The sequence below is a fragment of the Streptomyces sp. sk2.1 genome, assembly GCF_008120935.1.
Lineage (GTDB): Bacteria > Actinomycetota > Actinomycetes > Streptomycetales > Streptomycetaceae > Streptomyces.
The window spans coordinates 1-23,371 of sequence record NZ_RDBO01000011.1 but is presented as its reverse complement, the minus strand read 5'-3'; the positions used below and the strand labels follow the sequence as shown (position 1 = coordinate 23,371).

At 70.0% G+C, this 23,371-nt stretch carries 23 protein-coding genes and 1 pseudogene; 22 read left to right on the top strand and 2 right to left on the bottom strand.

The window, feature by feature from the left end; all coding sequences use genetic code 11:
• The first annotated feature begins 1,023 nt into the window (after positions 1-1,023).
• From EAO76_RS01495 to EAO76_RS01405, 19 genes are all read left to right on the top strand, one after another.
• Positions 1,024-1,674 carry a hypothetical protein gene (locus tag EAO76_RS01495; protein ID WP_148832497.1) on the top strand — a complete coding sequence of 217 codons (651 nt, stop codon included), beginning with the start codon at positions 1,024-1,026 and terminating at the stop codon, positions 1,672-1,674.
• 318 nt (positions 1,675-1,992) lie between these two features.
• Positions 1,993-3,459: a DUF6801 domain-containing protein gene (locus EAO76_RS01490; protein ID WP_148832495.1), complete on the top strand. Its 1,467-nt coding sequence runs from the start codon at positions 1,993-1,995 to the stop codon at positions 3,457-3,459.
• Positions 3,460-3,505: 46 nt separating this feature from the next.
• Positions 3,506-4,465: a hypothetical protein gene (locus EAO76_RS01485; protein WP_148832493.1), complete on the top strand. Its 960-nt coding sequence runs from the start codon at positions 3,506-3,508 to the stop codon at positions 4,463-4,465.
• 19 nt (positions 4,466-4,484) lie between these two features.
• Entirely contained in the window at positions 4,485-5,048 is a 564-nt protein-coding gene (locus EAO76_RS01480) for a hypothetical protein (protein WP_148832491.1), read from the top strand.
• A gap of 567 nt (positions 5,049-5,615) precedes the next feature.
• Entirely contained in the window at positions 5,616-6,611 is a 996-nt protein-coding gene (locus EAO76_RS01475) for an ABC transporter ATP-binding protein (RefSeq protein ID WP_148832489.1), read from the top strand.
• The gene (locus EAO76_RS01470; RefSeq protein ID WP_148832487.1) at positions 6,608-7,486 is read left to right on the top strand and encodes an ABC transporter permease; all 879 of its coding nucleotides are present in this window, start codon (positions 6,608-6,610) and stop codon (positions 7,484-7,486) included. Before EAO76_RS01475 ends, EAO76_RS01470 begins: the two co-directional genes overlap by 4 nt.
• 3 nt (positions 7,487-7,489) lie before the next feature.
• Positions 7,490-8,293, top strand: coding sequence for an ABC transporter permease (locus EAO76_RS01465; RefSeq protein WP_148832485.1), 804 nt, complete (start codon positions 7,490-7,492; stop codon positions 8,291-8,293).
• Complete coding sequence (locus EAO76_RS01460) at positions 8,293-9,606, top strand: MCE family protein (RefSeq protein ID WP_148832483.1); 1,314 nt, start codon at positions 8,293-8,295, stop codon at positions 9,604-9,606. Before EAO76_RS01465 ends, EAO76_RS01460 begins: the two co-directional genes overlap by 1 nt.
• Positions 9,603-10,634 carry an MCE family protein gene (locus EAO76_RS01455; protein WP_148832481.1) on the top strand — a complete coding sequence of 344 codons (1,032 nt, stop codon included), beginning with the start codon at positions 9,603-9,605 and terminating at the stop codon, positions 10,632-10,634. The genes EAO76_RS01460 and EAO76_RS01455 overlap by 4 nt, the downstream gene beginning before the upstream one ends.
• Positions 10,631-11,650: an MCE family protein gene (locus EAO76_RS01450; RefSeq protein WP_148832479.1), complete on the top strand. Its 1,020-nt coding sequence runs from the start codon at positions 10,631-10,633 to the stop codon at positions 11,648-11,650. The genes EAO76_RS01455 and EAO76_RS01450 overlap by 4 nt, the downstream gene beginning before the upstream one ends.
• A 1-nt stretch (position 11,651) precedes the next feature.
• The gene (locus EAO76_RS01445; protein WP_148832477.1) at positions 11,652-12,764 is read left to right on the top strand and encodes an MCE family protein; all 1,113 of its coding nucleotides are present in this window, start codon (positions 11,652-11,654) and stop codon (positions 12,762-12,764) included.
• Positions 12,761-13,897 (top strand): MCE family protein, encoded by a 1,137-nt coding sequence (locus EAO76_RS01440; RefSeq protein ID WP_148832476.1) that lies wholly within the window; start codon positions 12,761-12,763, stop codon positions 13,895-13,897. Before EAO76_RS01445 ends, EAO76_RS01440 begins: the two co-directional genes overlap by 4 nt.
• Entirely contained in the window at positions 13,894-15,156 is a 1,263-nt protein-coding gene (locus EAO76_RS01435) for an MCE family protein (protein WP_148832474.1), read from the top strand. Before EAO76_RS01440 ends, EAO76_RS01435 begins: the two co-directional genes overlap by 4 nt.
• Positions 15,153-15,674 carry a hypothetical protein gene (locus tag EAO76_RS01430; RefSeq protein ID WP_148832473.1) on the top strand — a complete coding sequence of 174 codons (522 nt, stop codon included), beginning with the start codon at positions 15,153-15,155 and terminating at the stop codon, positions 15,672-15,674. The genes EAO76_RS01435 and EAO76_RS01430 overlap by 4 nt, the downstream gene beginning before the upstream one ends.
• Positions 15,671-16,288, top strand: a complete 618-nt coding sequence (locus tag EAO76_RS01425; RefSeq protein ID WP_148832471.1) for a hypothetical protein — start codon at positions 15,671-15,673, stop codon at positions 16,286-16,288. The genes EAO76_RS01430 and EAO76_RS01425 overlap by 4 nt, the downstream gene beginning before the upstream one ends.
• A 53-nt stretch (positions 16,289-16,341) precedes the next feature.
• Positions 16,342-16,872 (top strand): nuclear transport factor 2 family protein, encoded by a 531-nt coding sequence (locus EAO76_RS01420; protein WP_148832469.1) that lies wholly within the window; start codon positions 16,342-16,344, stop codon positions 16,870-16,872.
• A 63-nt stretch (positions 16,873-16,935) separates the two neighbouring features.
• On the top strand, positions 16,936-17,709 hold the full coding sequence (locus EAO76_RS01415) for a nuclear transport factor 2 family protein (RefSeq protein WP_148832467.1): 774 nt from the start codon (positions 16,936-16,938) through the stop codon (positions 17,707-17,709).
• Positions 17,710-17,731: 22 nt separating this feature from the next.
• Complete coding sequence (locus tag EAO76_RS01410; RefSeq protein ID WP_148832465.1) at positions 17,732-18,853, top strand: lytic transglycosylase domain-containing protein; 1,122 nt, start codon at positions 17,732-17,734, stop codon at positions 18,851-18,853.
• Between the two features lie 10 nt (positions 18,854-18,863).
• Positions 18,864-19,322: a hypothetical protein gene (locus EAO76_RS01405; protein WP_148832463.1), complete on the top strand. Its 459-nt coding sequence runs from the start codon at positions 18,864-18,866 to the stop codon at positions 19,320-19,322.
• 165 nt (positions 19,323-19,487) lie between these two features.
• Here EAO76_RS01405 and EAO76_RS01400 read toward each other — a convergent pair.
• Both EAO76_RS01400 and EAO76_RS01395 read right to left on the bottom strand, forming a co-directional pair.
• A pseudogene (locus EAO76_RS01400) lies at positions 19,488-19,784 on the bottom strand (HNH endonuclease); the annotation flags it as partial.
• 183 nt (positions 19,785-19,967) lie between these two features.
• On the bottom strand, positions 19,968-20,858 hold the full coding sequence (locus tag EAO76_RS01395) for a helix-turn-helix transcriptional regulator (RefSeq protein ID WP_148832461.1): 891 nt from the start codon (positions 20,856-20,858) through the stop codon (positions 19,968-19,970).
• Between the two features lie 199 nt (positions 20,859-21,057).
• Between EAO76_RS01395 and EAO76_RS01390 the strand changes: the two genes are divergently transcribed.
• The 3 genes from EAO76_RS01390 (at position 21,058) to EAO76_RS01380 (ending at position 23,279) form a co-directional block, all read left to right on the top strand.
• A complete protein-coding gene (locus tag EAO76_RS01390) occupies positions 21,058-22,074 on the top strand; it encodes a zinc-dependent alcohol dehydrogenase family protein (RefSeq protein WP_148832459.1) in 1,017 nt (338 codons plus the stop codon).
• Positions 22,075-22,102: 28 nt separating this feature from the next.
• Positions 22,103-22,510: a cupin domain-containing protein gene (locus tag EAO76_RS01385; RefSeq protein WP_148832457.1), complete on the top strand. Its 408-nt coding sequence runs from the start codon at positions 22,103-22,105 to the stop codon at positions 22,508-22,510.
• 103 nt (positions 22,511-22,613) lie between these two features.
• Positions 22,614-23,279 (top strand): SDR family NAD(P)-dependent oxidoreductase, encoded by a 666-nt coding sequence (locus tag EAO76_RS01380; protein ID WP_148832455.1) that lies wholly within the window; start codon positions 22,614-22,616, stop codon positions 23,277-23,279.
• Positions 23,280-23,371 lie beyond the last annotated feature (92 nt).

Here is a 23,371-nt window from a genome sequence, read left to right as displayed (position 1 = left end):
GAAGATAGACCAAGTCAGCGGCCGTGCCCACCACTTGGGCAAGATCGAAGTGCAGGGGGCACGCATCGTGGAGCCGTTGGGGTGCTTCGGTGCAGGTGAGGCGGGAGTGCTCACTTCCGGACAATGTTTTTCGGACTTCTGCTCTGCGGGGAACAAGAAAGTAACCGTGGGTAACTGATTCCCGGCAGGGGATTGGTGGGGTTTCGCGCAGGTGGTGCGCATTCTTCCGCGGGGGAGCTTCCTGAGGCGGGGTAAGGTGACCGCCGTGCCGCGTGTCGGCCCGCTGGTCGTCGAAGGCACGGAAAGCGGTCCTGTGGAGATGCATTCTTCTGCTTCGGGAAATCATTGGGGATTCGCGGGGGATTTTCTGAACCGGTCGGCCGGAATGGATAACTCATCAGCCTCTTTGTGGCCGGAGCCGATTGGTCCGGGTGGCCGAGGGGGGCCGGGTGTTCCGGGGCGTCCTGGTCGGGTGTCCCCGGCGCGGCTCCGTACGGTTGCCGTCCGCCCGTGCGGGACCCGGTCGCACCGGGGGTGGGCCTTTGGTGCGTGTTCCCGGTCCGAGGGTGTGGTTCCGTGACGCTCCGCGCAGTTCAGCGATGCGGCGGGTGCAGTGGGCCGGGTCGGCATTCGGCCGCGCCGTCAACGATCTTACCGACGGGTAGGGGGCGTGTCGGCGGCCCGGACCGGCCTCGCCGACTGTGTCCGGGGTGAGTGTCCGGGCCTCTCGTGGGCATATGACACGGACGTAACTACTCACTTTCGTATAGAAAACCGTGGCGATCTGCTGAGTTCTCGCTAAGGCGGAATGCATTTGCCGAGAGGGGGCGGGAATTTCTGCGTCGGGTATTGCCGCGCCGGGCTACTGGCTCGTAACGTTCGATCCGCACGGAGTTCGATCACGCAGTCGAGTCCATCGACTTCTGCGTTCCACGATGTGAGCCGCCCTCGTAGCCGGCCATTCCCAGGCTCTGGTGCGAGGTAATCGGGTACGTCCAACTCCACTTCCCGGAGGTAAGTTCCGTGAGAAAGACCCTCAGCCGCGCCCTGTTCGCCACCACCGTCGCCGCCGCCGCGCTCGGCCTCGCCGCCACGTCGGCCTCGGCCACCGCCCTCGCGGGGTGGACCGTGTCCAACCCCACCGCGGGCGGCGGCTTCACCGCCGCGCTCAAGGCCGGTACGTCGGCGACCCTGGTCGACACCACCACCGGCCAGCAGGTGGACTGCTCGGTGTCCCCCGCCAGCGGAACCGCCCCGAACGGTACGTACGCCTCCGGCGCGGGCCTCGCGAAGATCACCGGGGTCACCTGGGGCTCCGCGGCCAGCCCGTGCCCCGGACCGCTCGGCTCCAGCTTCACCGCATCGCTCGCCCCCGGTGCCGTCATCAGCATCAATGCCAGCAGCTACAGCGGGGGCATCTCCTCCGGCACCCTGTCCGGAGTCAAGGTCAACCTGGTGGGTGACACCATCCTCGGGGTCTGCAACGCCGTGATCAGCGGGACCGTGAGCAACGTGACGTACAACAACGCGACCGGCGAGCTCGCCATCAACACCGGCACCGGCCTGAAGGTCGACAGCGCCACGAACTGCGCGGGTCTGCTCAACGCGGGTGACTCGGCCACGTTCAAGGCGACGTACAAGGTCGCCAACCCGATCAGCATCACCTACGCGTGAGTCATTGATCGTGCCTGAGGTCCCCCGCGCCGCTCCCGAACGGAGCCGGCGCGGGGGATCCGGCCGCAGTCGGACTCGTCTTCGGTGAGGGCGTGCACGAGTGTCATCCGGCGTTCGCCGTCGGTCGCCGGGGTGGTGGCCGTTCTCGGGCCGTCCGTGCACGGGCCTGCTGAACGAAGGTGACCGGGTGGAGTACTCGGCCACCTTCGTGCTGGACGAACCCCTCACCGTGAGTTCCCCATGAGTCACCGGCCACGAGGGGGCGCGAGCTCCTCCGCGGACGTCCAGTCAGCTCCGAGACAACGGCAGGTTGCCGAGATGAGAATGAAGTCGATCCGCTCCCGGCGATGGGGCCAGGTCGGTGCCGTCGGAGGGATGGCCCTGCTGGCAGGGCTCATGCCGGGTACGGGTGTCGCCAGCGGGACCCATGTGGTGGAGACCCGGCTCGGGTACTCCTGCACAACGGCATCGGGCGAGCACGGGGCGGACGTGACCGTCTCCGTGGAGCTGCCGGTGAGCTCCCCGGTGGGCGTCGCGGTCCAGCCGGAACAGGTGCGGATCGGCCTGGCGCTCGCGCCGGAACTGCTGGGCGAACTGCCCGAGGGGGAATCCCCCGTACTGTCCGGGGCGGCGAGTCTGCAGACGACGGTCACGCAGAACGGCGTGTCGACCGACGTGATGTGGCAGGCCCTGGAGATCCCGGAGTCGGCCGTCGTCGCGGACCGGGAGACGGACGTCGAGGCGAGCGGGGCGGTACCCACCGTGACCCCCCGGTCCAGCGGCGCGATGGTCTTCGCGGCGGGCAAGCTGCAACTGGACCTGGTGGTCCGGCCGTCCGGCGGGGGGACGCCGGAGCCCGTCGTCGTCCCGGTGACCTGCACGGCCGACGCGGACCAGTCGGCGGAGCTCGGGACCGTGCGGGTGCCGGTACCGTCCGACGGCACCGTGCCCGGTGCGCCGGACGGCCCGGACGCGGGCACCACACCGCAGGAGGACGCCCGGAACGCGGACGCCGGTGTCGCGGTGGACGCCAAAGAGGTCACGGCGCCGGAACTCCCCGGCTGCAAGATCCTCTACGGTCCGGTCACCGCGCCGCCCAGAGCGGCGCACGGTTACATGGCCGGCTACGCCAATGTGAACAAGCAGAAGGCCGCCACGAAGTTCCAGGACCCGACCCATCTGCTGCTCCAGCTCAACTCGATGCTCGCGGTCTACAGCTGCCCCACCGGCTCGCTCACCTGGGTCCACAGCGAAGGCACGATGGACTACCGGGGCAAGCCCCAGATGCCACCCGCCCGGTCGACCTTCCTGACCTTCGGATTCATGCCGACGACGGCCACCGTCGAGATGTCGCTCACCGGCCCCGTCTACATCGACACGTTCAACGACGGGGCGCCGGACCCGGTGACCGGCCGCCGGAAGGAATCCACGACGGCGACGGCCCAGGTGAACCTGCGGCTGTACGACGTGTCGGTGAACGGCACACCTCTCGACGTGGGGCCGAACTGCCGCACGGCCCGGTCGATGGAGCTCGCCCTCGTCGGCAAGGGCTCCACCGGTTCGGGGCCGGACGAGGGGTACACCGTCAGGTCCGGCGGGCCGCTCCTCGGGTCCGCCGACGTTCCCCCGTTCACCGGCTGCGGAGCGACCGAGGACCTGGACAACGTGTTCACCGCCGCGGTCTCCGGACCGGCGAACTACACCAAGATGATGCAGGGCCCGCTCTGCGTGGACGGCGCACCGGCGCACTGCCCCGAGCCCCCGAGGCCCAAGCCCGAACGCTGAACGCGCACACCCCCTTACTTCTTTCCTCAGAAAGGCTGGACGATCAATGAGTGCTGCCCCGAAGCGAGTCAGACCCGCTCTCGTCGGTGCGTTGCTGGCCGTCGCGGTGGGAATCCCGCTGAGCACCTCGCCCGCGAGTGCCGCCTCCGCCCAGGGGATGAACGGCAACTGGGCGCCGTTCAGCCGCTGTCCGGTCGACGACCCGGCCATGCTGGCCGCCGACGGGGTGAACGAGATCGCGATGTGCGTGTCCTCGCACTCCGAGAGCGGCTCCATCAGGCTCGGCAACACCGAGGCGACGACCGGCGCCAACGACCTGCAGTTCGGCATCATCCGCAACACGGCGACCGGTGCGTCCAAGGTCGTGCCGGCCGCGGGCGGATCGATCGTGGGGGATCCGGCGGAGATCCCCGGCGGACTCCTCGGCCTGATGTGCCCGAGCGGCATCCCGGTCGTCTCGGACATCTGCAACAAGCTGACGGACAACAGCCTCAACCGGGTCGTCGCCACGGTGCAGTCGGTGGGCACGCCCAAGAACTTCGACCTGACGGCCGGCATGCAGAGCGGGAAGACGATCGTCGACATCCCGATCCGCATCCACCTGGAGAACCCCTTCCTGGGCTCGAAGTGCTACATCGGCACCGCCTCCGACCCGATCGTGCTGAGCCCGCGCAACCTCACCCAGCCCGCCATCGGCAGCCGCCGCTTCGACGCCGACGGCACGGCGAACACCGGGGGCTTCCTCAACCGGATCGAGCTGACCGGCAACGCGCAGGGGGATGCGGCCTTCGCGGTGCCCGGCGTGAGCGGCTGCGGCCCGCTGACCCTCGGCGAGCTGAACTGGGCGGTCAACCTGAAGACGGGCCTTCCGTCGGCCTCCGGCAAGAACAGCCTGACGCTCAACAACGCCGCCACCTACACGGCGGGCCTGGCACTGCCGGGAGCGTCGGCCCCCGACGCCGGCCGGCGGCTGGCGGAGAGCTGGCACGCGGGAGTGGCGAAGTAGCGGGCCGGGAGGAGGGACGATGAGATCCCTGTCCGGACGGACCGTGTGCGTGGCCGCGGCAGCCGCCGCCGCGGTGGCGGCGGCCGTGCCCGTGGCCTCCGCCTCGCCGGTCCCGGCACCCACCGGGGCCTGGACGGCGACACTCGTACCCGGAACACGGGCCGACTTCATCGACACCACCACCGCCCAGGAGATCTCCTGCGGCCGGAGCGCCGCTTCGGGCACGGACAACGGCGTTGTCGGAACGGTGACTTGGGGGGAGTGCGTGGGGGCACTTGCCTCCACCGCCGAGGTCGAGCAGGCCGGCTCCATGACGTTCCACCCGGCGAGCTCGTCCGGGGGTGTGATCAGCGGGAGCGTCTCGGGCTTCAACGTGCGGTTCAGCATGGAAACGCTGTTCGGCCTCTGCACGGGCTCGATCACCGGGGCGATCGGCAACGTCGTGTTCGACACCGCGACCAATGAGGCCTCGGTGAACGGCGGGACCGGTCTCGTCGTCTCCAGCGCCAACAACTGCGCCGGAATTCTCAACACCGGAGACCCGGTCCAGTACTCGGCCACCTATGGGGTCGAGTTCGCCTGAGGGGCTTGCCGTTCTTCCCCTGTCCGCCCCGCCCGGCAGAACCAGCCGGGCGGGGCGGACGTGCGCGGTGGGGCCCATGATTTCTTCGTGCCGGGAGCCGGAATGACTCACTTCTCGACAAGGGAAAGAAATCGAATACTCACCCGGCAACAAAAACCGCGAGAACGCCGGTCATTGTGCAAAAAGTTGAGCAACTGCTATTGCGAAGGAAGGTTACCGAGCCGTAGCGTCCCGGTTGAGCAGCGGGGAAACGTACCCGTGACTGCTCGTTCGGTACCTCGGGGGCCCCGGTGGATCCGGTCCCGCCGACCGTCGGAACCCGGCCTTCCGGCCGAAAAGCTTGCGCATGTTTCGACAAAGCCGCCGTGCGGCTTTGTCACTTGTTGACAAGTGACCCGTACTGCACCTCAGATTCGTCGATTTCCGCTGCTCAACGGCTTGTCCTGGCGGTTTCGACAGACATAGCGTGTGCGCCTCCTGGTGCATGTGTGACGAGCCGCCATTGGATTTACCGGAGCCGGAGCGCTGACAGATGACTTCGTTCACAGAAACTTCGAAGGAGGGCCGATGGGAATCGAAGTAGTCGTCGAGGGCCTGACGAAGTCCTTCGGCAAGCAGAACATCTGGCAGGACGTCACCCTCACGCTGCCCGCCGGCGAGGTGAGCGTGATGCTCGGGCCTTCCGGCACCGGGAAGACCGTCTTCCTGAAATCCATCATCGGCCTGCTGAAGCCGGAGCAGGGGCGCGTCCTCATCAACGGCGTCGACATGGTGAACAGTCCGGAACGCGAGATCATGGAGACCCGGAAACTCTTCGGGCTCATGTTCCAGGACGGCGCGCTCTTCGGATCGATGTCGCTCTTCGACAACATCGCCTTCCCACTGCGCGAGCACACCCGCAAGAAGGAATCGGAGATCCGCCGGATCGTCATGGAGCGCATCGACATCGTCGGGCTCCTCGGCGCCGAGGACAAACTGCCGGGCGAGATATCCGGCGGCATGCGCAAGCGGGCCGGCCTGGCCCGCGCCCTCGTCCTGGACCCGCAGATCATCCTCTGCGACGAGCCGGACTCCGGGCTCGACCCGGTCCGCACCGCGTACATCTCCCAACTGCTCATCGACCTCAACGCGCAGATCGACGCGACGATGCTCATCGTCACCCACAACCTCGACATCGCGGCCACCGTCCCGGACAACATGGGCATGCTGTTCCGCCGCAACCTGGTCACCTTCGGACCGCGCGAGGTACTGCTCACCAGCGACATGCCCGTCGTCTCCCAGTTCCTCGCCGGACGCCGCGAGGGCCCCATCGGAATGGCCGAGGAGAAGGACGCCGCCACCCTCGCCGCCGAGGAGATCAACGGCTACGGGGTCGGCATCAGCTCCGCCAACGCGCCGCGCACCGTCGTGCCGCAGCTGGAGCCGTCGCCCGGCCTGCCCGTGCGGCAGGCCGCCCTGCGCCGCCGGGAACGGGTCCTGTCGATGATGGGCCAGCTGCCCGAGGCCGCCCGTACCGCCATCATGAAGAGCTACGCCCCGGCCGAGGGCGGTGGGAACCCGTGACGGCCCCCATGCCGGTACTGCCCCCCGAACCGCCCCCGTCCGGCCCCGACGGCGCGGACGGCACGGGCGGGCGGAAGACGCGCAAGGCGCCGGGGCAGAAGCAGCCGRSYCGGCTGCTCGCCCCGCTGCGCGAGACCGGGAAGCTCTTCTCCCTCGCCGCGACCGTGAGCCGGGAGATGTTCCGAAGGCCCTTCCAGTTCAGGGAGTTCGTCGAACAGTTCTGGTTCGTCGCCAGCGTCACCATCCTGCCCGCGGCGCTCGTCTCCATCCCGTTCGGCGCGGTCATCGCCCTCCAGGTCGGCTCGCTGACCCAGCAGCTCGGCGCCCAGTCCTTCACCGGCGGCGCCAGCGTCCTCGCCGTGATCCAGCAGGCCAGCCCGATCATCGTGGCGCTGCTGATCTCCGGTGCGGCGGGATCGGCCATCTGCGCCGACCTCGGGTCCCGGAAGATCCGCGAGGAACTCGACGCGATGGAGGTCATGGGCGTCTCGCCCATCCAGCGCCTGGTCGTCCCGCGCGTCCTGGCCACCATGCTGGTGGCCGTCCTGCTGAACGGCCTGGTCTCGGTCGTCGGCACGCTCGGCGGCTACTTCTTCAACGTGATCCTCCAGCACGGCACCCCCGGCGCCTACCTGGCCAGCTTCTCCGCCCTCGCCCAGCTCCCCGACCTGTACATCAGCGAGGTCAAGGCGCTCATCTTCGGCTTCATCGCGGGCATCGTCGCCGCCTACCGCGGACTCAACCCGCGCGGCGGCCCCAAGGGCGTCGGCGACGCGGTCAACCAGTCCGTCGTCATCACCTTCATGCTGCTGTTCTTCGTGAACACGGTCCTCACGACGATCTACCTCCAGATCGTCCCCGCGAAGGGGAGCTGACCGATGTCGATGCTCAGCTGGCTCGATCGATCGGGTGAACAACTCACCTTCTACGTCCGGGCGTTGATCTGGATACCGCGCACCCTGCGTCGCTACCTGCGCGAGGTCCAGCGGCTGCTGGCCGAAGTGGCCTTCGGCAGCGGCGGCCTCGGGGTCATCGGCGGCACCATCGGCGTGATGGTCGCGATGACCCTCTTCACCGGCACCGTCGTCGGCCTCCAGGGCTACGCGGCCCTCAACCAGATCGGCACCTCCGCCTTCACCGGCTTCATCTCGGCCTACTTCAACACCCGCGAGATCGCCCCGCTCGTCGCCGGCCTCGCGCTCTCCGCGACCGTGGGCGCCGGCTTCACCGCCCAGCTCGGCGCCATGCGGATCAACGAGGAGGTCGACGCCCTGGAGTCGATGGGGGTGCGGTCCATGCCGTACCTCGTCTCCACCCGGATCATCGCCGGGGTCGTCGCGATCATCCCGCTGTACGCGATCGGGCTGCTCTCCTCGTACCTCGCCTCCCGCTCCATCACGATCCTGTTCAACGGACAGTCCGCGGGCACGTACGACCACTACTTCAACCTCTTCCTCTCCCCGGACGACGTGCTGCTGTCCGTGCTCAAGGTGCTGATCTTCAGCGTCATGGTGATCCTCGCCCACTGCTACTACGGCTTCCACGCCAAGGGCGGGCCCGCCGGGGTGGGAGTGGCGGTCGGCCGCTCGGTGCGCAACGCCATCGTGCTCATCAGCGTCACCGACTTCTTCCTCTCCCTCGCCATCTGGGGCGCCACGACGACGGTGAAGGTGGCAGGCTGATGAATTCCCGACGCGCGCAGACCGCCCGCCACCGGCTCGCCGGAGTCGCCTTCCTCCTCGTGCCCGCCGTACTCGTATGGGTCTCGGTCTCGGTGTACCGGAAGGACTTCACCGACGACGCCACCGTGACCGTACGCACCGGCAGTGTCGGCAACGAGATGCACCAGAACGCCGACGTGAAGCTGCGCGGCGTCGTCGTCGGACAGGTCCGCGGCATCGCGGCCGACGGCGACGGAGCCCGGCTCACCCTCGCCATCGACCCCGACGAGATGGACCGGATACCGGCCGACGTCACCGCCCAGATGCTGCCCACCACGCTCTTCGGCGAGCGGTTCGTGGCACTCGTGCCGCCCGCGACACCGTCCGCGCGGACGCTGCGGGCCGGGGCCGTCATCCCGCAGGACCGCTCGAAGAACGCCATCGAGCTGGAGGAGGTCCTCGACAACGTCCTGCCGCTGCTGACCGCCGTGAAACCGGAGAAACTCGCCTCCACCCTCGGCGCGGTCTCCCGGGCCCTGGAAGGACGCGGCGAGAAGCTCGGCGACACCCTCGTCACGCTCGACGCCCACCTGGCGAAGTTCAACCCCCAACTCCCCACGCTCAACGCCGACATCAAGGAACTCGTCAAGGTGAGCAAGGTGTACGGGGACGCCGCCCCCGACATCCTCGACGCGCTCACCGACTTCACCACCACCAGCGGCACCGTCGCCGAGCAGCAGGCGCAACTCGCCGACCTGTACGGGGCCACCACCGCCTCCGCGCAGGACATCACCTCCTTCCTCCGGGAGAACAAGGACAACCTGATCCGGCTCTCCGCCACCAGCAGGCCGACCCTGGAACTCCTCGCCCGGTACTCGGACGAATTCCCCTGCACCCTGCGGACCATGGCCGGTTTCGTCCCCGCCATGGACAAGGCGCTCGGCAAGGGCACCGATCAGCCCGGACTCCACGTCTCGGTCCAGCCCGTGAAGTCCAAGGGCAAGTACGTGCCGGGCAAGGACACCCCGGTCTACGACGCCACCGGCGGACCGCACTGCTACTCCGTGCCGTACGTCGGCAGGACCGTACCGACCGCGGACGCCCGCACGGCACCGGCCGCCTCGCAGGAGAGCGCCGCGCACGGTGACGGAACGGACCGGACCGCACGGCCCGACCGGGGCCCCGCCCTCGGCATGCCCAACTCCCCGCAGGAGAGCCGGCTCGTGAACGAGCTGGTCGCCCCCTCACTGAAAGTCCAGCCGCAGACCCTGCCCGACTGGAGCAGCGTGCTCATCGGTCCGGCCTTCCGCGGTGCGGAGGTGAAGCTCAAGTGAAGCGCCGTTCCCTCGCCGGGCCGCTGACGAAGTCGATCGTCTTCATCCTGGTGACCGTGCTCGCCACCACCGTGCTGGCGCTGTCCATCGCCAACACGGGAGTCGGTGAGACCACCGAGTACAAGGCCCGGTTCACCGACGTCACCGGACTGATCGTCGGCGACAGCGTCCGGATCGCCGGGGTCAAGGTCGGGCAGGTCGAGTCCATCGAGGTGGCCGACAAGAGGCTCGCCGAGGTCGGCTTCGCCGTCCGCAAGGGGCGCAAGCTCCCCGCCTCGGTCACCGCGTCGATCAAATACCTCAACATGGTCGGCCAGCGGTACGTCGACCTCGACCAGGGCGCCGGGCCGGTCGGCGAGAGCTTCGCCGCCGGAGCGACCATCCCGGTCTCCCGCACCACCCCGGCACTCGACCTCACCCAGCTCTTCAACGGCTTCCAGCCGCTGTTCGAAGGACTCTCCCCGCCGGACGTCAACCAGTTGGCCGGCTCCATCGTCCAGGTGCTCCAGGGCGAGGGCGGCACCGTCGACAGCATCCTCTCCCACGTCGGCTCGCTGACCGGCACGGTCGCCGCCAAGGACAAGGTGATCGGAGAGGTGATCAAGAACCTCAACACGGTCCTGAAGACCGTCAACGACCGCGAGGACGGCTTCAACGACCTCGTCGTCACCCTGCAGAAACTCGTCACCGGCTTCTCCGGCGACCGCAAACCCCTGGGCGAGGCGGTCACCGCCATGGGTGCGCTCACCACCGTCACCGCGGACCTCTTCGAGGACGGCCGCAAGCCGCTGAAGAAGGACATCAAGGAACTCGGCCGACTCTCCGGCCAGTTGGTCGAGGGCACCCCGCAGATCGAGAACTTCCTGAAGAAGACCCCGGCCAAGATGACGGCGATCAGCCGGCTCGCCTCGTACGGCTCGTGGCTCAACCTCTACCTCTGCGAGGCCAAGGTCGGCGGAGTGACGACCGAGGACGGCAGCGCCCCGCCCACCGGCATCGCGATCACACAGCCGAGGTGCCTGGCATGAGAATCAAACCCGTACGGGAACGCAATCCCGTCGCCGTCGCCGTGGTGGGACTGGTCGTCCTCGCCCTCGTCGCGCTGGGCGCCTACCGCGCCGACTCGCTGCCCTTCCTCGGCGGCGGCACCACCTACAGCGCCGACTTCACCGAGTCGGCCGGGCTGGAGGAGGGCGACGAGGTGCGGGTCGCCGGCGTGAAGGTCGGCGAGGTCACCGGAGTGTCGCTGGACGGCTCCAAGGTGAAGGTCGGCTTCCGGGTCGAGGACGCCTGGATCGGCAACGCCTCCACCGTAGGCATCGCCATCAAGACGCTGCTGGGCGAGAAGTACCTCGCCGTCGACCCGCTGGGCGACGCCCCGCAGGACCCGGACGAACGCATCACGGCGAGCCGCACCACCTCCCCGTACGACGTCACCCAGGCGTTCAACGGGCTCGGCGAGACCATCGGGGAGATCGACACCGACCAGCTCGCCAAGAGCTTCGAGACGATCTCCGCCACCTTCAAGGACTCCCCGCCGGACGTGAAGAGCGCCGCCGAGGGCCTCTCCGCCCTCTCGAGGACGGTCTCCGAACGCGACGCCCAGCTCGCCACCCTCCTCAAGGGCAGCAAGCGGCTCACCAAGACCCTCGCCGACAAGAAGAGCAGCTTCGAGACCCTGCTGGAGGACGGCAACCTGCTCCTCGGCGAGATCCAGGCCCGCCGCGACTCCATCCACCTGCTGCTCACCGGCACCCGGAACCTCGGTACCCAGATCACCGGCCTCGTCAAGGACAACGACAAGCAGCTGAAGCCGACCCTGGACTCGCTCGGCCGGGTCACCGCGGTCCTGGTGAAGAACCGCAAGAGCCTCGACAAGGTGCTCTCGCTCGCCGGTTCGTACAACCGGCTCGTCGGCAACACCCTCGGCAGCGGCCGCTGGTTCGACAACTACGTCTGCGGACTCGTCCCGAAGGACTACCTGCCCGCCGGCACACCCCCGGCGACCGGATGCATGCCACCCAAGCAGCGAGGCGGCCGCTGACATGAAGATGAAGCGCATCGTCGGAATGGGCGCCGGACTCGTCGTGGTGGCCGTCGCGGTCACCGGCGGAGTGATGGCCATGGACGACGAGGGAACGACGACCATCACCGCCTACTTCGACCAGGCCACCGGCGTGTACGCCGGATCGGACCTGCGGATCCTCGGCGTCCGGGTCGGCCGGGTCGAATCGGTCACGCCCCGGGGGGAGGAGGTCGAGGTCACCCTGCGGGTCGACAAGGGCGTCAAGGTCCCCAAGGGGGCGCACGCCGTGGTCGTCGCCCCCAGCCTCGTCGCCGACCGCTACATACAGCTCGCCCCCGCCTACGACGGGGGACCGCTGATCGAGGACGACGCGGTGCTGCCGGCCGCGAAGAACGCCACCCCCGTCGAGGTGGACCAGCTGTACGACTCCATCACGAAGCTCTCCAAGGCCCTCGGCCCGGAAGGGGCCAACGCGAACGGGGCGCTCTCCGGACTCCTCGACACCGGGGCCAAGAACCTCGACGGCAACGGAAAGGCCATCGGGGACTCCATCGAGCAGTTCGGCAAGGCCACCAAGACCCTCGACAGGAGCAGCGGGAACCTCTTCGACACGCTCTCCTACCTGCAGACCTTCACCACCATGCTGAAGGAGAACGACGGCAATGTGCGCGCCGCCGAACAACAGCTCAACACGGTCACCGGATTCCTCGCCGACGACAAGGAGAACCTCGGCGCGGCACTGAAGGAACTGGGCACCGCGCTCGGGCAGGTCAAGGGCTTCATCCAGAAGAACCGCGGCGCCCTGAAGGCGAACGTGGAAGCGCTGGTGCCGATCACCCAGACCCTGGTCGACCAGCGCGCCTCGCTCGCCGAGTCGCTCGACACGCTGCCGCTCGCCGCGGACAACGTCCTCAACGCCTACGACCCGGCGCACCGCACCCTCAACGGCCGCACCAACCTCAACGAACTCTCCATGGGCGGGCCGCTCACGGGGGCCGCCGCGCTCGCCGGCCTCACCCCGGTGGACACCGCCCGCCGCAAGGCGCTGCCAGCCCTGCCGCTCCCGGCCGTCGGCACCGTCTACGGCACCCCGGCAAGGACCGCCACGGACAAGAAGGGGGCGAACCGATGAGCCGTGTCCTGCGCAGACCCGGAGCCCGCACGACCGGCATCGCCGCACTGCTGGCCGTGGGCGTCGGACTGACCCTGGTCGCCACCGGCTCCGGCCTGCCCGCGTTCACCGGCCTCGACCAGGTGCCGCTGCCCGGCGGCGCCGACCTCGGCGACCACCCCTACGAGGTCACCGCGGAATTCGCGGACGTGCTCAGCCTCGCCCCGCAGGCATCGGTGAAGGTCAACGACGTCGCCGTCGGCCGCGTCACCAAGGTCTCCCTCGGCTCGGGCAGCTGGAACGCCAAGGTCACCATGCGCGTCAACGGCAAGGTCGAACTGCCCGCCAACGCCTACGCCCACCTGGAACAGTCCAGCCTCCTGGGGGAGAAGTACATCCAGCTCGCCGCCCCCGCACGCGGCACCGCACGGGGCAGGCTCGCCGACGGGGACCGCATCCCGCTGAGCCGGACCAACCGGAACCCCGAGGTCGAAGAGGTCTTCGGCGCCCTGTCGATGCTCCTCAACGGCGGTGGCGTCAACCAGCTCAAGACCATCACCACCGAGCTGAACAAGGCGCTCGCCGGACGTGAACCCCAGGTCCGTTCCATGCTCGGCCGGGTCAACACCCTCGTCACGAACCTGGACGAGCACAAGGAGGACATCACCGACGCGCTCGACGGGGTGAACCGGCTCTCCGCCACCCTCGCCACCCGCAAACGGGACGTCGGCACGGTCCTCACCGAACTCACCCCCGGCATGAAGGTCCTGGAGAAGCAGCGCGGCTCGCTCCTCACCATGCTGCGCTCGCTCGACACGCTCTCCGGCGTCGCCGTCGACACGATCAACAAGAGCAAGGCCGACATGATCGCCGACCTCAAGGCCATCGCCCCGACCCTCAAGGCGCTCGCCGACTCCGGCCAGGACCTGCCCGACTCCCTCCAGGTGCTGTTCACCTACCCGTTCACGGACGAGGTGCTGCGCGGGGTGAAGGGCGACTACCTCAACGTCTACCTGGATGTGACGGCCATGCCCGGCACGCAGATCATCCCGTCGCTCGTACCCCCGGCCACTCCGCAGATCGGGACCGGTACGGCACTGCCGCTGCCCCTCCCCGCGGTACGGACGGCGGAAACGAAGGGGAGCAGCCGATGATCACCCTCGCCATCCGGCTCAAGAACATCTCCTTCCTCGTCATCGCGGTGCTCGTCCTCGGCTTCCTCGGCATCCGGTACGCCGACCTCGGGCACTACGTCGGCCTGCGCAGCTACTACACCGTCAAGGTCCAGCTCCCGCGCACCGGAGGGCTGTACACCCACTCCAACGTCACCTACCGGGGCGTCTCGGTGGGCCGGGTCGGTCCGATCGAGCTGACCGACGAGGGGATCGAGGCCGAACTGCGCATCGAGAAGGACGCCCCGAAGATCCCGGACGGCCTCAAGGCCACCGTCGCCAGCCTCTCCGCGGTCGGCGAGCAGTACATCGACCTGCGGCCCACCCGTTCCGAGGGCCCCTACCTGGAGAACGGCTCCGTCATCGACCAGGTCGACACCACCGTCCCCGCCCCCGTCACCGACGTGCTCACCGGCGTCGACGAGCTGGCGGGCTCCGTGGACCTGGAGTCCCTGCGCACCGTCGTCGACGAGTTCGGCACCGCGTTCGAGGGCCGCGGCGACGACCTCCAGGTCCTGCTGGACACCGGGAGCGACTTCGTCCGGGCGGCCGACGACGCCCTGCCGACCAACACCCGGCTGATGGCCGACGCCCGCACGGTGCTGCGCACCCAGGCCGAACAGGGCGAGGCACTCAAGGGCTTCGCCTCCGGCGCCAAGGAACTCGCCGCACAGCTCAAGGGCTCCGACACCGACCTGCGCAAGCTGATCGCCGCCGCCCCCGGCGCCGCGGGACAGATGAGCGGACTGCTGCGGGACATCGACCCGGCCTTCGGCGTCGTCGTCGCCAACCTCCTCACCACCTCCGAGGTGGCCGTCACCCGGCAGCGCGGCATGGAGGAACTCCTGGTGCGGCTGCCCGCGGTGGCCGCCGCCGGGTCCAGCGCGATCGACGGGGACGGTGCCCGGTTCGGCATGTCGGTCACCTTCTTCGAACCGCTGCCCTGCACCGCCGGATACGGCGGCACCACCTACCGCAACGGCCTGGACACCACGCCCGGACCGGCCGTCAACACCAAGGCCCGCTGCACCTCGTCGCCCGGCACCGGCATCAACGTGCGCGGCAGCGCGAACGCGCCGAAGGGCGGACCCGTGCCCGAGCCCGCCCGGCCCGGCTCGATGCTCCTGGGGAACGGCACGGCGAACCGGCTGCCGGGAGCGCTCGGCGTCGCCCCGGACCCCGCACCGGCCACCGACGGCATGGCCGGACTGCTCGGACTCGGACGGGGGAGCGGCGCATGACCCCGCGCACGAAGACCCTGGCCGGCTGGGCGGTGCTGCTCGTCGCCGCGCTGCTCTGCGGCCTCGGCGGCTGGTCGTACGCACGGGCCCGCGGCGACGACGACCTGGCGTACGCGAAGAGCCGGGACGCCGCGCTGGCCGAGGGGAAGAGCCGCCTCGCCCTGCTGAACAGCCTCGACGGCAAGGACGCCGGGAGCGTGGACACCGGTCTCGGGGCCTGGCTCGACTCCTCGACCGGACCGCTCCACGACCAGTTGGCACGCACCCGGAGCAAGGACGCCGAGGCCCTGGCCAAGGCGGGCGCCACCGCCCGGGGGAAGGTCACCGACGCGGCGCTCACCGCGCTCGACGAACGCACCGGCACGGCGGAGATGATCGCGACCGTCGACGTCGAGGTCACCCCGCGCACCGGGAAGGGCGGCACCGAACGCAAACGCTTCGAGGCCACGCTCGCCCGGACCCCGGACGGCTGGAAGATCAAGGCGCTCACGGCGATCGCGGCCGGGGGCGGCGCATGAGGGAACGGGGAGGGACGGCGGTCGTGAGCACGGACGTGGACGCACCGGACACCGAGGAGCTCGCGGAACCCGGCACGGACGCCCGGGAGGACCCGCCCGGGCAGCCGGAACCCGGACGGCGGTGGCCACGCGTCGTGGCGGCCGTCCTGACGGCCGCGCTGCTCGTGACCGGCGGCGCGCTCTTCGTCGAGGGCAGGCAACTGCGCGACACCCCCGCCACGTCGAACCACGCGCTGACCGACAGCGAGGCGACCACCCGGGTCGCGGGCGACGTCAGCAACGCGCTGGGCAAGGTCTTCTCGTACAGCCCGCAGGCCACCGCCGTCACCAAGGAGTCGGCGAAGAAGCTCCTGGCGGGCAAGGCGCTCCAGCAGTACGCGGCGCTGTTCGGGCAGGTCGAGAAGCAGGCCGCCGACCAGAAGCTCACGCTCACCACCCATGTCGTGCGCGCCGGGGTGACCCGGCTGACGGACGACAGCGCGCACCTGCTCGTCTTCCTCGACCAGGTCTACGAGCGCGAGGGCAAGCGGGCCACCACGGCGGCGGCGCAGCTGTCGGTCACGGCCCGGCTGAGGGACGGCCAGTGGACCGTCGTCGAGATCACCGCCAGATGAGAGAGCCGCACGCGCACGACTCGGCACGCAGGGGCCGGCAGGGAGAGGGAACGATGGCACGGATACGGACGACGGGGAACCCGCTGGTGGCGGCGGCGATCGTGCTGACGGTCGCGGCCGCCGGCGCGGCGGTGTGGGGCGGGGTGTCCCGGTACGAGGCCGCGCACGACGAGTCGGCGGCGTACGCGCAGGTCCGCGACGACGCGCTGGCCGCGGGCGAGCAGGCCGTGCAGAACATGAACACGCTCGACCACCGCAAGCTGGAGCAGGGCCTCGACAGCTGGGCCGACTCCACCACCGGAGACCTGCACCGGCAACTCGTCGAGGGGCGGGACGCGTTCGTGAAGCAGATCCGGGAGGCGAAGACGGTCAGCACCGCCCAGATCCTGTCCGGGGCGGTCACCGAACTCGACGACCGGGCGGGCAGGGCCGGAGTCATGGTGGCGCTGCGGGTCACCGTGACCGCGCCCAAGGGCAAACCCGCGGTGAAGGAGAGCCGGATGCTCGGACAGCTCACCCGCACCGCCGAGGGATGGAAGCTCAGCGCCCTGGGCCAGGCGCCCGTCGGCAACACGGCCGGCTGAGAGCCCGGTCGACGGCTGCCCGACGCCACCGGCTTCCACCCCACCACCGAGAGGACCCCGCACATGTCGACGACCCGTCACCTCGTCAACCGCCGGCGCCGGCTGGCCACCGTCGCCGCGGAACGCGCCGCCACCGCCACCATCGCCCCGCAGCGCGGACCGGAGGACCCGGCCCCGTCCCGGGACGAGTCCGCGCGAACCCCGGACGGGTCGGACACCACCGCCGACGAGGTCACGGACACCGCCGACGACGACGAGCGGACGACGGGGGAGAAGGAAGAGACCCCGAAGGGGGAGGAGCCGAAGCGCGAGCGGATGCCCCGGCTCCGCATCCGGCTCCCCGTGGTTCTCGGCGTCCTCACCGTGCTCCTCGGGGCCTACGCCGCCTGGGCTTTCACCTCGGCCGGCGATCTGCGCGACGACCCGGCCCGGCAGAACACCGCCCTCACCGACATCGGCCGCACCAGCGAGGTGAAGGGCCAGATCTCCGAGGCCGTCGGCGCGGTGTTCTCGTACGACTACGCCTCGCCCGCCAAGTCCGAGCAGGCGGTGAAGAGCCATCTGACCGGCAAGGCGGTCCAGCAGCACCGGGACATGCTCGCCCAGGTACGCGCCCAGGGACAGAAGCAGAAGCTGGTGCTGACCACGACCGTCACCGACAGCGGGGTGGAACGCCTGAACGGCGACCGGGCCCGGCTGCTGATCTACGCCGACCAGAGCAACACCCGTACCGGCAAGGCGGAGGAGACGACCTACGCGGCGGCCATGTTCGCCGTGGACGCCGTCCGGCGCGGCGGCACCTGGCGGATCTCCGCCATCGACACGTTCACCCGGTGATCCGGGGGAGAGGGGAGCACGCATGAGGTTCAACGGCACGATGCGCCGCGGACTCGGCGGCACGGCGGCCGCCGTCGCGGCGATGGCCGCGCTCACCGCGTCCCAGGCCCCGTCACCGGTCGGACACGAACCGACCGCGAAGGAGCGCCGGGAGGCCGACGAGGTCAAGTGGTCGCAGGTCCCCAACGACGACTCGTACCACACCGAACTGCCCCCGCTGCGGTCGCCCGAGCCGCCGAAGGCCGGGGAGAAGCGGAACCCGGACGCCGTCCGCTCGTGGACCGAGGCGGGCATCCCGGCCACCGTCCTCGCCGCCTACCGCAAGGCGGAGGGCGTGCTCGGACGGACCGACCCCGGGTGCCGCCTGCCCTGGCAGCTGCTCGCGGCGATCGGCAAGGTCGAGTCCGGCCAGGCGGGCGGGGGACGGGTCGACGCCCACGGCACGACGATCACCCCGATCCTCGGCCCGGTGCTCGACGGCGCCGGATTCGCCCGCATCCGGGACACCGACGGCGGTGCGTACGACGGCGACCGGACCTACGACCGGGCGGTCGGCCCGATGCAGTTCATCCCCTCCACCTGGGCGCACTGGGGCAAGGACGGCAACGGTGACGGCCGCCGCGACCCCAACAACATCTACGACGCCGCCCTCGCCGCCGGGCACTACCTGTGCGCCGGTCCCCGCGACCTGTCGGTGAAGGCCGACCTGGACCGGGCGATCCTCAGCTACAACCACTCGGACACCTATCTGCGCACCGTGCTGTCCTGGCTGGAGTTCTACCGCAAGGGCGTCCACACGGTGGCCGACGGCAGGGGAACCGTCCCGAAGAGCCCCGGCGCGGGCGGCCCCAACAAGCCGAAGCACCCGGTCGGAGGACCCGGCACGGGCGGCGGCATCGTCGTGGGCCCGCAGCCCGGCGGATCGCCCGGCCCGTCCCCGTCCCCGACCACCGGCCCGAACCCCTCCGGATCGCCCACCGGCTCCCCGGACCCGACCGGTTCCCCCGCCCAGGCCCCGCCCCCGCCCCTGCTATCGGTCCGTGCCGTGCCGCCGCGCATCGCGGACCCGTCCGTCGCCGGGCAGACACATCAGGTGTGCAACTCGTCAAGTCGCAACGGGCGTTGTTCGAGTATGCGTCGGTAGCATCATGGACATGTCCGATGTGTGGATCGGCTTCAACGCGTATGACCGGCATAGGTACTGGTGGCGGAATGTCATTGGGACGTTGGCCGTTGTCGGTGTGATGCTGGTGATGATCTTTACCACGCATGAGCCGGGCAAATGGTGGTGGGTCGGCGGCTTCGGAGTCCTCGTTGTGGCCGTGTTCGTCAGCACGGTCAACTTGATCTTTGGCCGGGCCCTCCTGACTGCGAGGGGAATGGAGTTCCGCACCTTCGTCAGCAGGCGAGTGATCCCCTGGAGCGAGGTCGCCGGCATAGAGAGGCGACGGCGCGTGACGCGGAGCGGAATCTGGTACGACCTTCGGGTCGTCAGGACCCGTGGGCGTTCGCTCGGGATTCCGGGAACGGTCACCAACCGAATGATGGACGCCGAGCTTGACCGGAAGCAGACAGCCATCCAGGAGTGCTGGTCCCGCGCGGTCGGCGGCTGACGGAGCTCATGCCGCGAGAGCATCGGCCGCCGCAGGGAAGGCGACGGCCTCGTCGAAGTGCTGGGCATGTTGGAGGCAGTGGTAGAGCTGTCCGAGTGGCGTCGGTGTGTGGCTGTGGGAACGGGTCCCGGCAGAACGCCGGGACCCGTTTCGTGGGGTGTCGGGTCAGGGCGCGGGGGTGCAGGTGACGGGGGTTCCGCCGCAGCCGGCCGCGATGTCCAGGAGCCGGTCCTTCTCGAGCTCGTCGACGGCCAGACCCCAGCGCAGCTTGGTCACCGTCCATTCCGCCGCGTAGCGGCACAGCGCTCCGGGGGCAGGGGGGAGCCATTGGGCGGGGTCCTGGTCGGCCTTGGACCGGTTGGTGCGGGCGGTGACCGCCACGAGCGAGGACGCCTGGCCGAGGTCGTTGGCGTAGGCCTCGCGGCGGGCCGCGGTCCAGGCCGAGGCCCCAGCTGGCAGGGCGCGTCATTCGAACCGTGCGGTATTCCGAGCCTGGCTGCCCGGATAGAGGCCTGGCCTGACGACGTTCTTCATGACGATGGTGGAGGTCAGGCGCTGGACGCCGCGCGTCAGCTACCTACCATCAAACGATCGGTTGACGGCAGGATCGGCATGATGACTCCGGCATCCTTCAGGCGGGAATCCTCAGCCACTGGTGTGTGGTGTGGGTTCGGGGGGCTGGGGCGTGGCGGCCCAGGAGGCGAGCAAGCGCAGGCTCTGTTCGGAGGGGGAGGCGGGTTCGGCGGTGTAGATGGTGAGGGTGAGGCCGGGTTCGGCGGCCATCTCCAGCCCTTGATATGCGAGGGTGAGTTCGCCGACGACCGCGTGGTGGTAGCGCTTGAAGCCGGTGCCGTGGTGGCGGACGTCGTGGGCGCCCCAGCGGGTGCGGAAGGCGTCGCTGCGGGTGGAGAGTTCGCCGACGAGGTCGTGGAGGTCCTTGTCGTGGGGGTCGCGGCCGGCTTCGGTGCGCAGGATGGCGACGGAGATGTCGGCGGCCTGGTCCCAGTCGGGGTAGAAGCGGCGGGCGTCGGGGCTGAGGAAGGTGAAGCGGGCGAGGTTCTCCTGGTTGTGGGGGTCGGCGTAGACGTCGGCGTAGAAGCCGCGGGCGAGCCGGTTGACGGCCAGGAGGTCCATGCGGCCGTTGCGGACGAAGGCCGGGCCCTCGGTGACCGCGTCCAGGGTCCACTGCAGGCTCGGATGCGGCTTCCACTGCCTGGTGGCGGCGCGGCGGCGGGGCCGGGCGAGGGCGTCGGAGCCGTCGGCGGCCTGGGCCAGGTGAAGCAGGTGGGCGCGTTCGGCGTCGTCGAGCCGCAGGGCGCGGGCGACGGCCTCCAGAACGGCCGGTGAGACGCCGGCGAGGTTGCCGCGCTCCAGCTTGGCGTAGTACTCGACGCTCACGTCGGCCAGGGCCGCGACCTCGCTGCGACGTAGGCCGGGGACCCGGCGCCGGGGGCCGGCGGGCAGTCCGGCCTGCTCGGGGGTGATCTTCGCTCGCCGCGAGGTGAGGAACTCGCGGACCTCTGCCTGGTTGTCCACACCTCGACGGTACGGCCTGGTCGGCGCCGGAGGGATGTACTGCTGGTACACCCCTTGTCAGTGACTCGCTGCGCGCGCGAAGTGCCGGTTACCTGGAGGACGTGATGGTTCCTCCCCTGCTCCTCCGGCAGGGCGGGAACGCCGGCACGCGGGCCGTTCCCGGACGGTTCGGCCCCTTCGTACGTAAGGAAGACCTCTGATGCGCGGAGCAGTGATCCACGCCCCCGGTGACGTCCGCTTCGAGCCCCTGGACGACCCGAAGATCCTCAAGCCCACCGACGCGGTCATCCGGACGGCCGTCACCTGCGTATGCGGCTCGGACCTGTGGCCCTACCGGGGTGCCGAGCCGATCGGCGACCCCCACCCCATGGGGCACGAGTACGTCGGCTTCGTCGAGGAAGTCGGGGCCGAGGTCACCGGCCTGCGGCCCGGACAGTTCGTCGTCGGCTCGTTCGCGACCTCGGACAACACCTGTCCGAATTGCAGGAACGGTTTCCCGTCGAACTGCCTGCACCGCGAGTTCATGTCCACCTGCCAGGCCGAGTACGTCCGCATCCCCAACGCCGGCGGCACCCTGGTCGCCACCGACGAGGTGCCGGACGAAAAGTTCTGGCCCGGCCTGCTGGCCGTCTCCGACGTGATGGGGACGGGCTGGTGGGCGGCGGATGCCGCCGAGGTGCGGCCCGGCTCGACGGCCGTGGTCGTCGGTGACGGCGCGGTCGGCCTGTGCGGCATGATCGCGGCGAAGGAGATGGGCGCGGAGCGGATCATCGCCATGTCCCGTCACGAGTCCCGCCAGAAGCTCGCCCTGGCCTTCGGCGCCACGGACATCGTCACCGAGCGCGGCGAGGAGGGCGTGGCGCGGATCAAGGAGATGACCGGCGGGATCGGGGCCGACAGCGTGCTGGAGTGCGTCGGCACCGCGCAGGCCATGAGCCAGGCCCTGCACTCCGCCCGCCCCGGCGGCAGCGTCGGCTTCGTCGGAGTCCCCCACGACGTCGCCGTCGACGGCCAGGAGCTGTTCTTCTCCCACGTCGGCCTGCGCGGCGGCCCCGCCCCTGTCCGCCGCTACCTCCCCGACCTGATCGAGCGCGTCCTTTCGGGCCGGATCGACCCGGGCAAGGTCTTCGACCTCACCCTGCCCCTGGAGCAGGTCGCCGAGGGCTACAAGGCGATGGACGAGCGCCGCGCGATCAAGGCCCTCCTCACTCCCTGACCTATCCACCCCCTCCGAGGGAGCGATCATGCAGATCACCCGCAGCTCGATCGACACCGTCAAGGGCCCGGCCGACTGGTTCACCGGTGACGTCTACATCGACGCCGTCGCCGCGGCCCCGGCCCCGTCCCGGGTCACTGCGAACCTGGTGCACTTCATGCCCGGAGCCCGTACCCACTGGCACCGCCACCCGCTGGGCCAGACCGTCTTCGTCACCGAGGGCGTCGGCCTGTGCCAGCGCCGGGGCGGGCCGGTGGAGGTCATCCGGCCCGGCGACCGCGTTCTGTTCGAGGCCGACGAGGAGCACTGGCACGGCGCCGCCCCGAACCGGCTGATGGTGCACCTGGCCATCAACGAGGGCGACGCCGAGCACGACGTCGTGCACTGGATGACACCCGTCACCGACGACGAGTACGCCGCCGGCCCGGCCGTCTGATCTCGGGCAAGGTCCTCGTCCTCAGCCTTTCCCCGCCCCTGTCTGCTCGGGCTGCCCCGGGAAGTGGCCCCTCCCACTCATGTCGCCCTTGAGGAGAACCACCGTGACCACGTTCGCCCTGGTCGGAGCCGGACCCGGTCTGGGCCTGGCGGCCGCCCGCCGCTTCGGCGCCGCCGGCCACCGCGTCGCCCTCGTCTCGCGCAGCATCCAGCACCAGGACAACCTGGTGGCCGAACTGGCCCGGGAGAACGTCCACGCCCGCGGGTTCACCGCCGACGTCCTCGACCCGGACTCCCTCACCGCGGCCCTGCAAGAGGCCGCCGAGACGCTGGGGCCCATCGAGATCCTCCAGTTCAGCCCGGTGCCCCGCGGCGACTTCATGAAGCCGGTTCTCGACACCACCGCCAGCGACCTGGACGACCCGCTGGCCTTCTCCATCAAGGGCCCGGTGACTTGCGTGAATGCCGTTCTGCCCGGGATGCGGGACCTGGGCCGGGGCACGCTGCTGTTCGTCAACGGCGCCAGCGCCGTCCGCCCCCACCTCGAGCGGGCCGGGACCTCGGTCGCGTTCGCCGCCGAGAGCGCCTACGCACAGATGCTCCACGACGCCCTCGCCGACGAGAACATCCACGTCGCGCAGCTGATCGTCCCCGGCGCTATCCGCCCGGACGCCGAGCACTCCAGCCCGAAGGCCCTGGCCGGGCGCCTGTACGCCCTCCACAGCGAGCGCGGCGCCTTCCGGCATTACGCCGAGCCCATGCCCGCATGACGGTCCCGGGGATCCCTTCCATGAACGCCGCAGTCCGTCGCCGTCTGCTCCGCGCCGCTCCGGCAGCCGTCCTGCTGCTGGCCGTGGGCGCC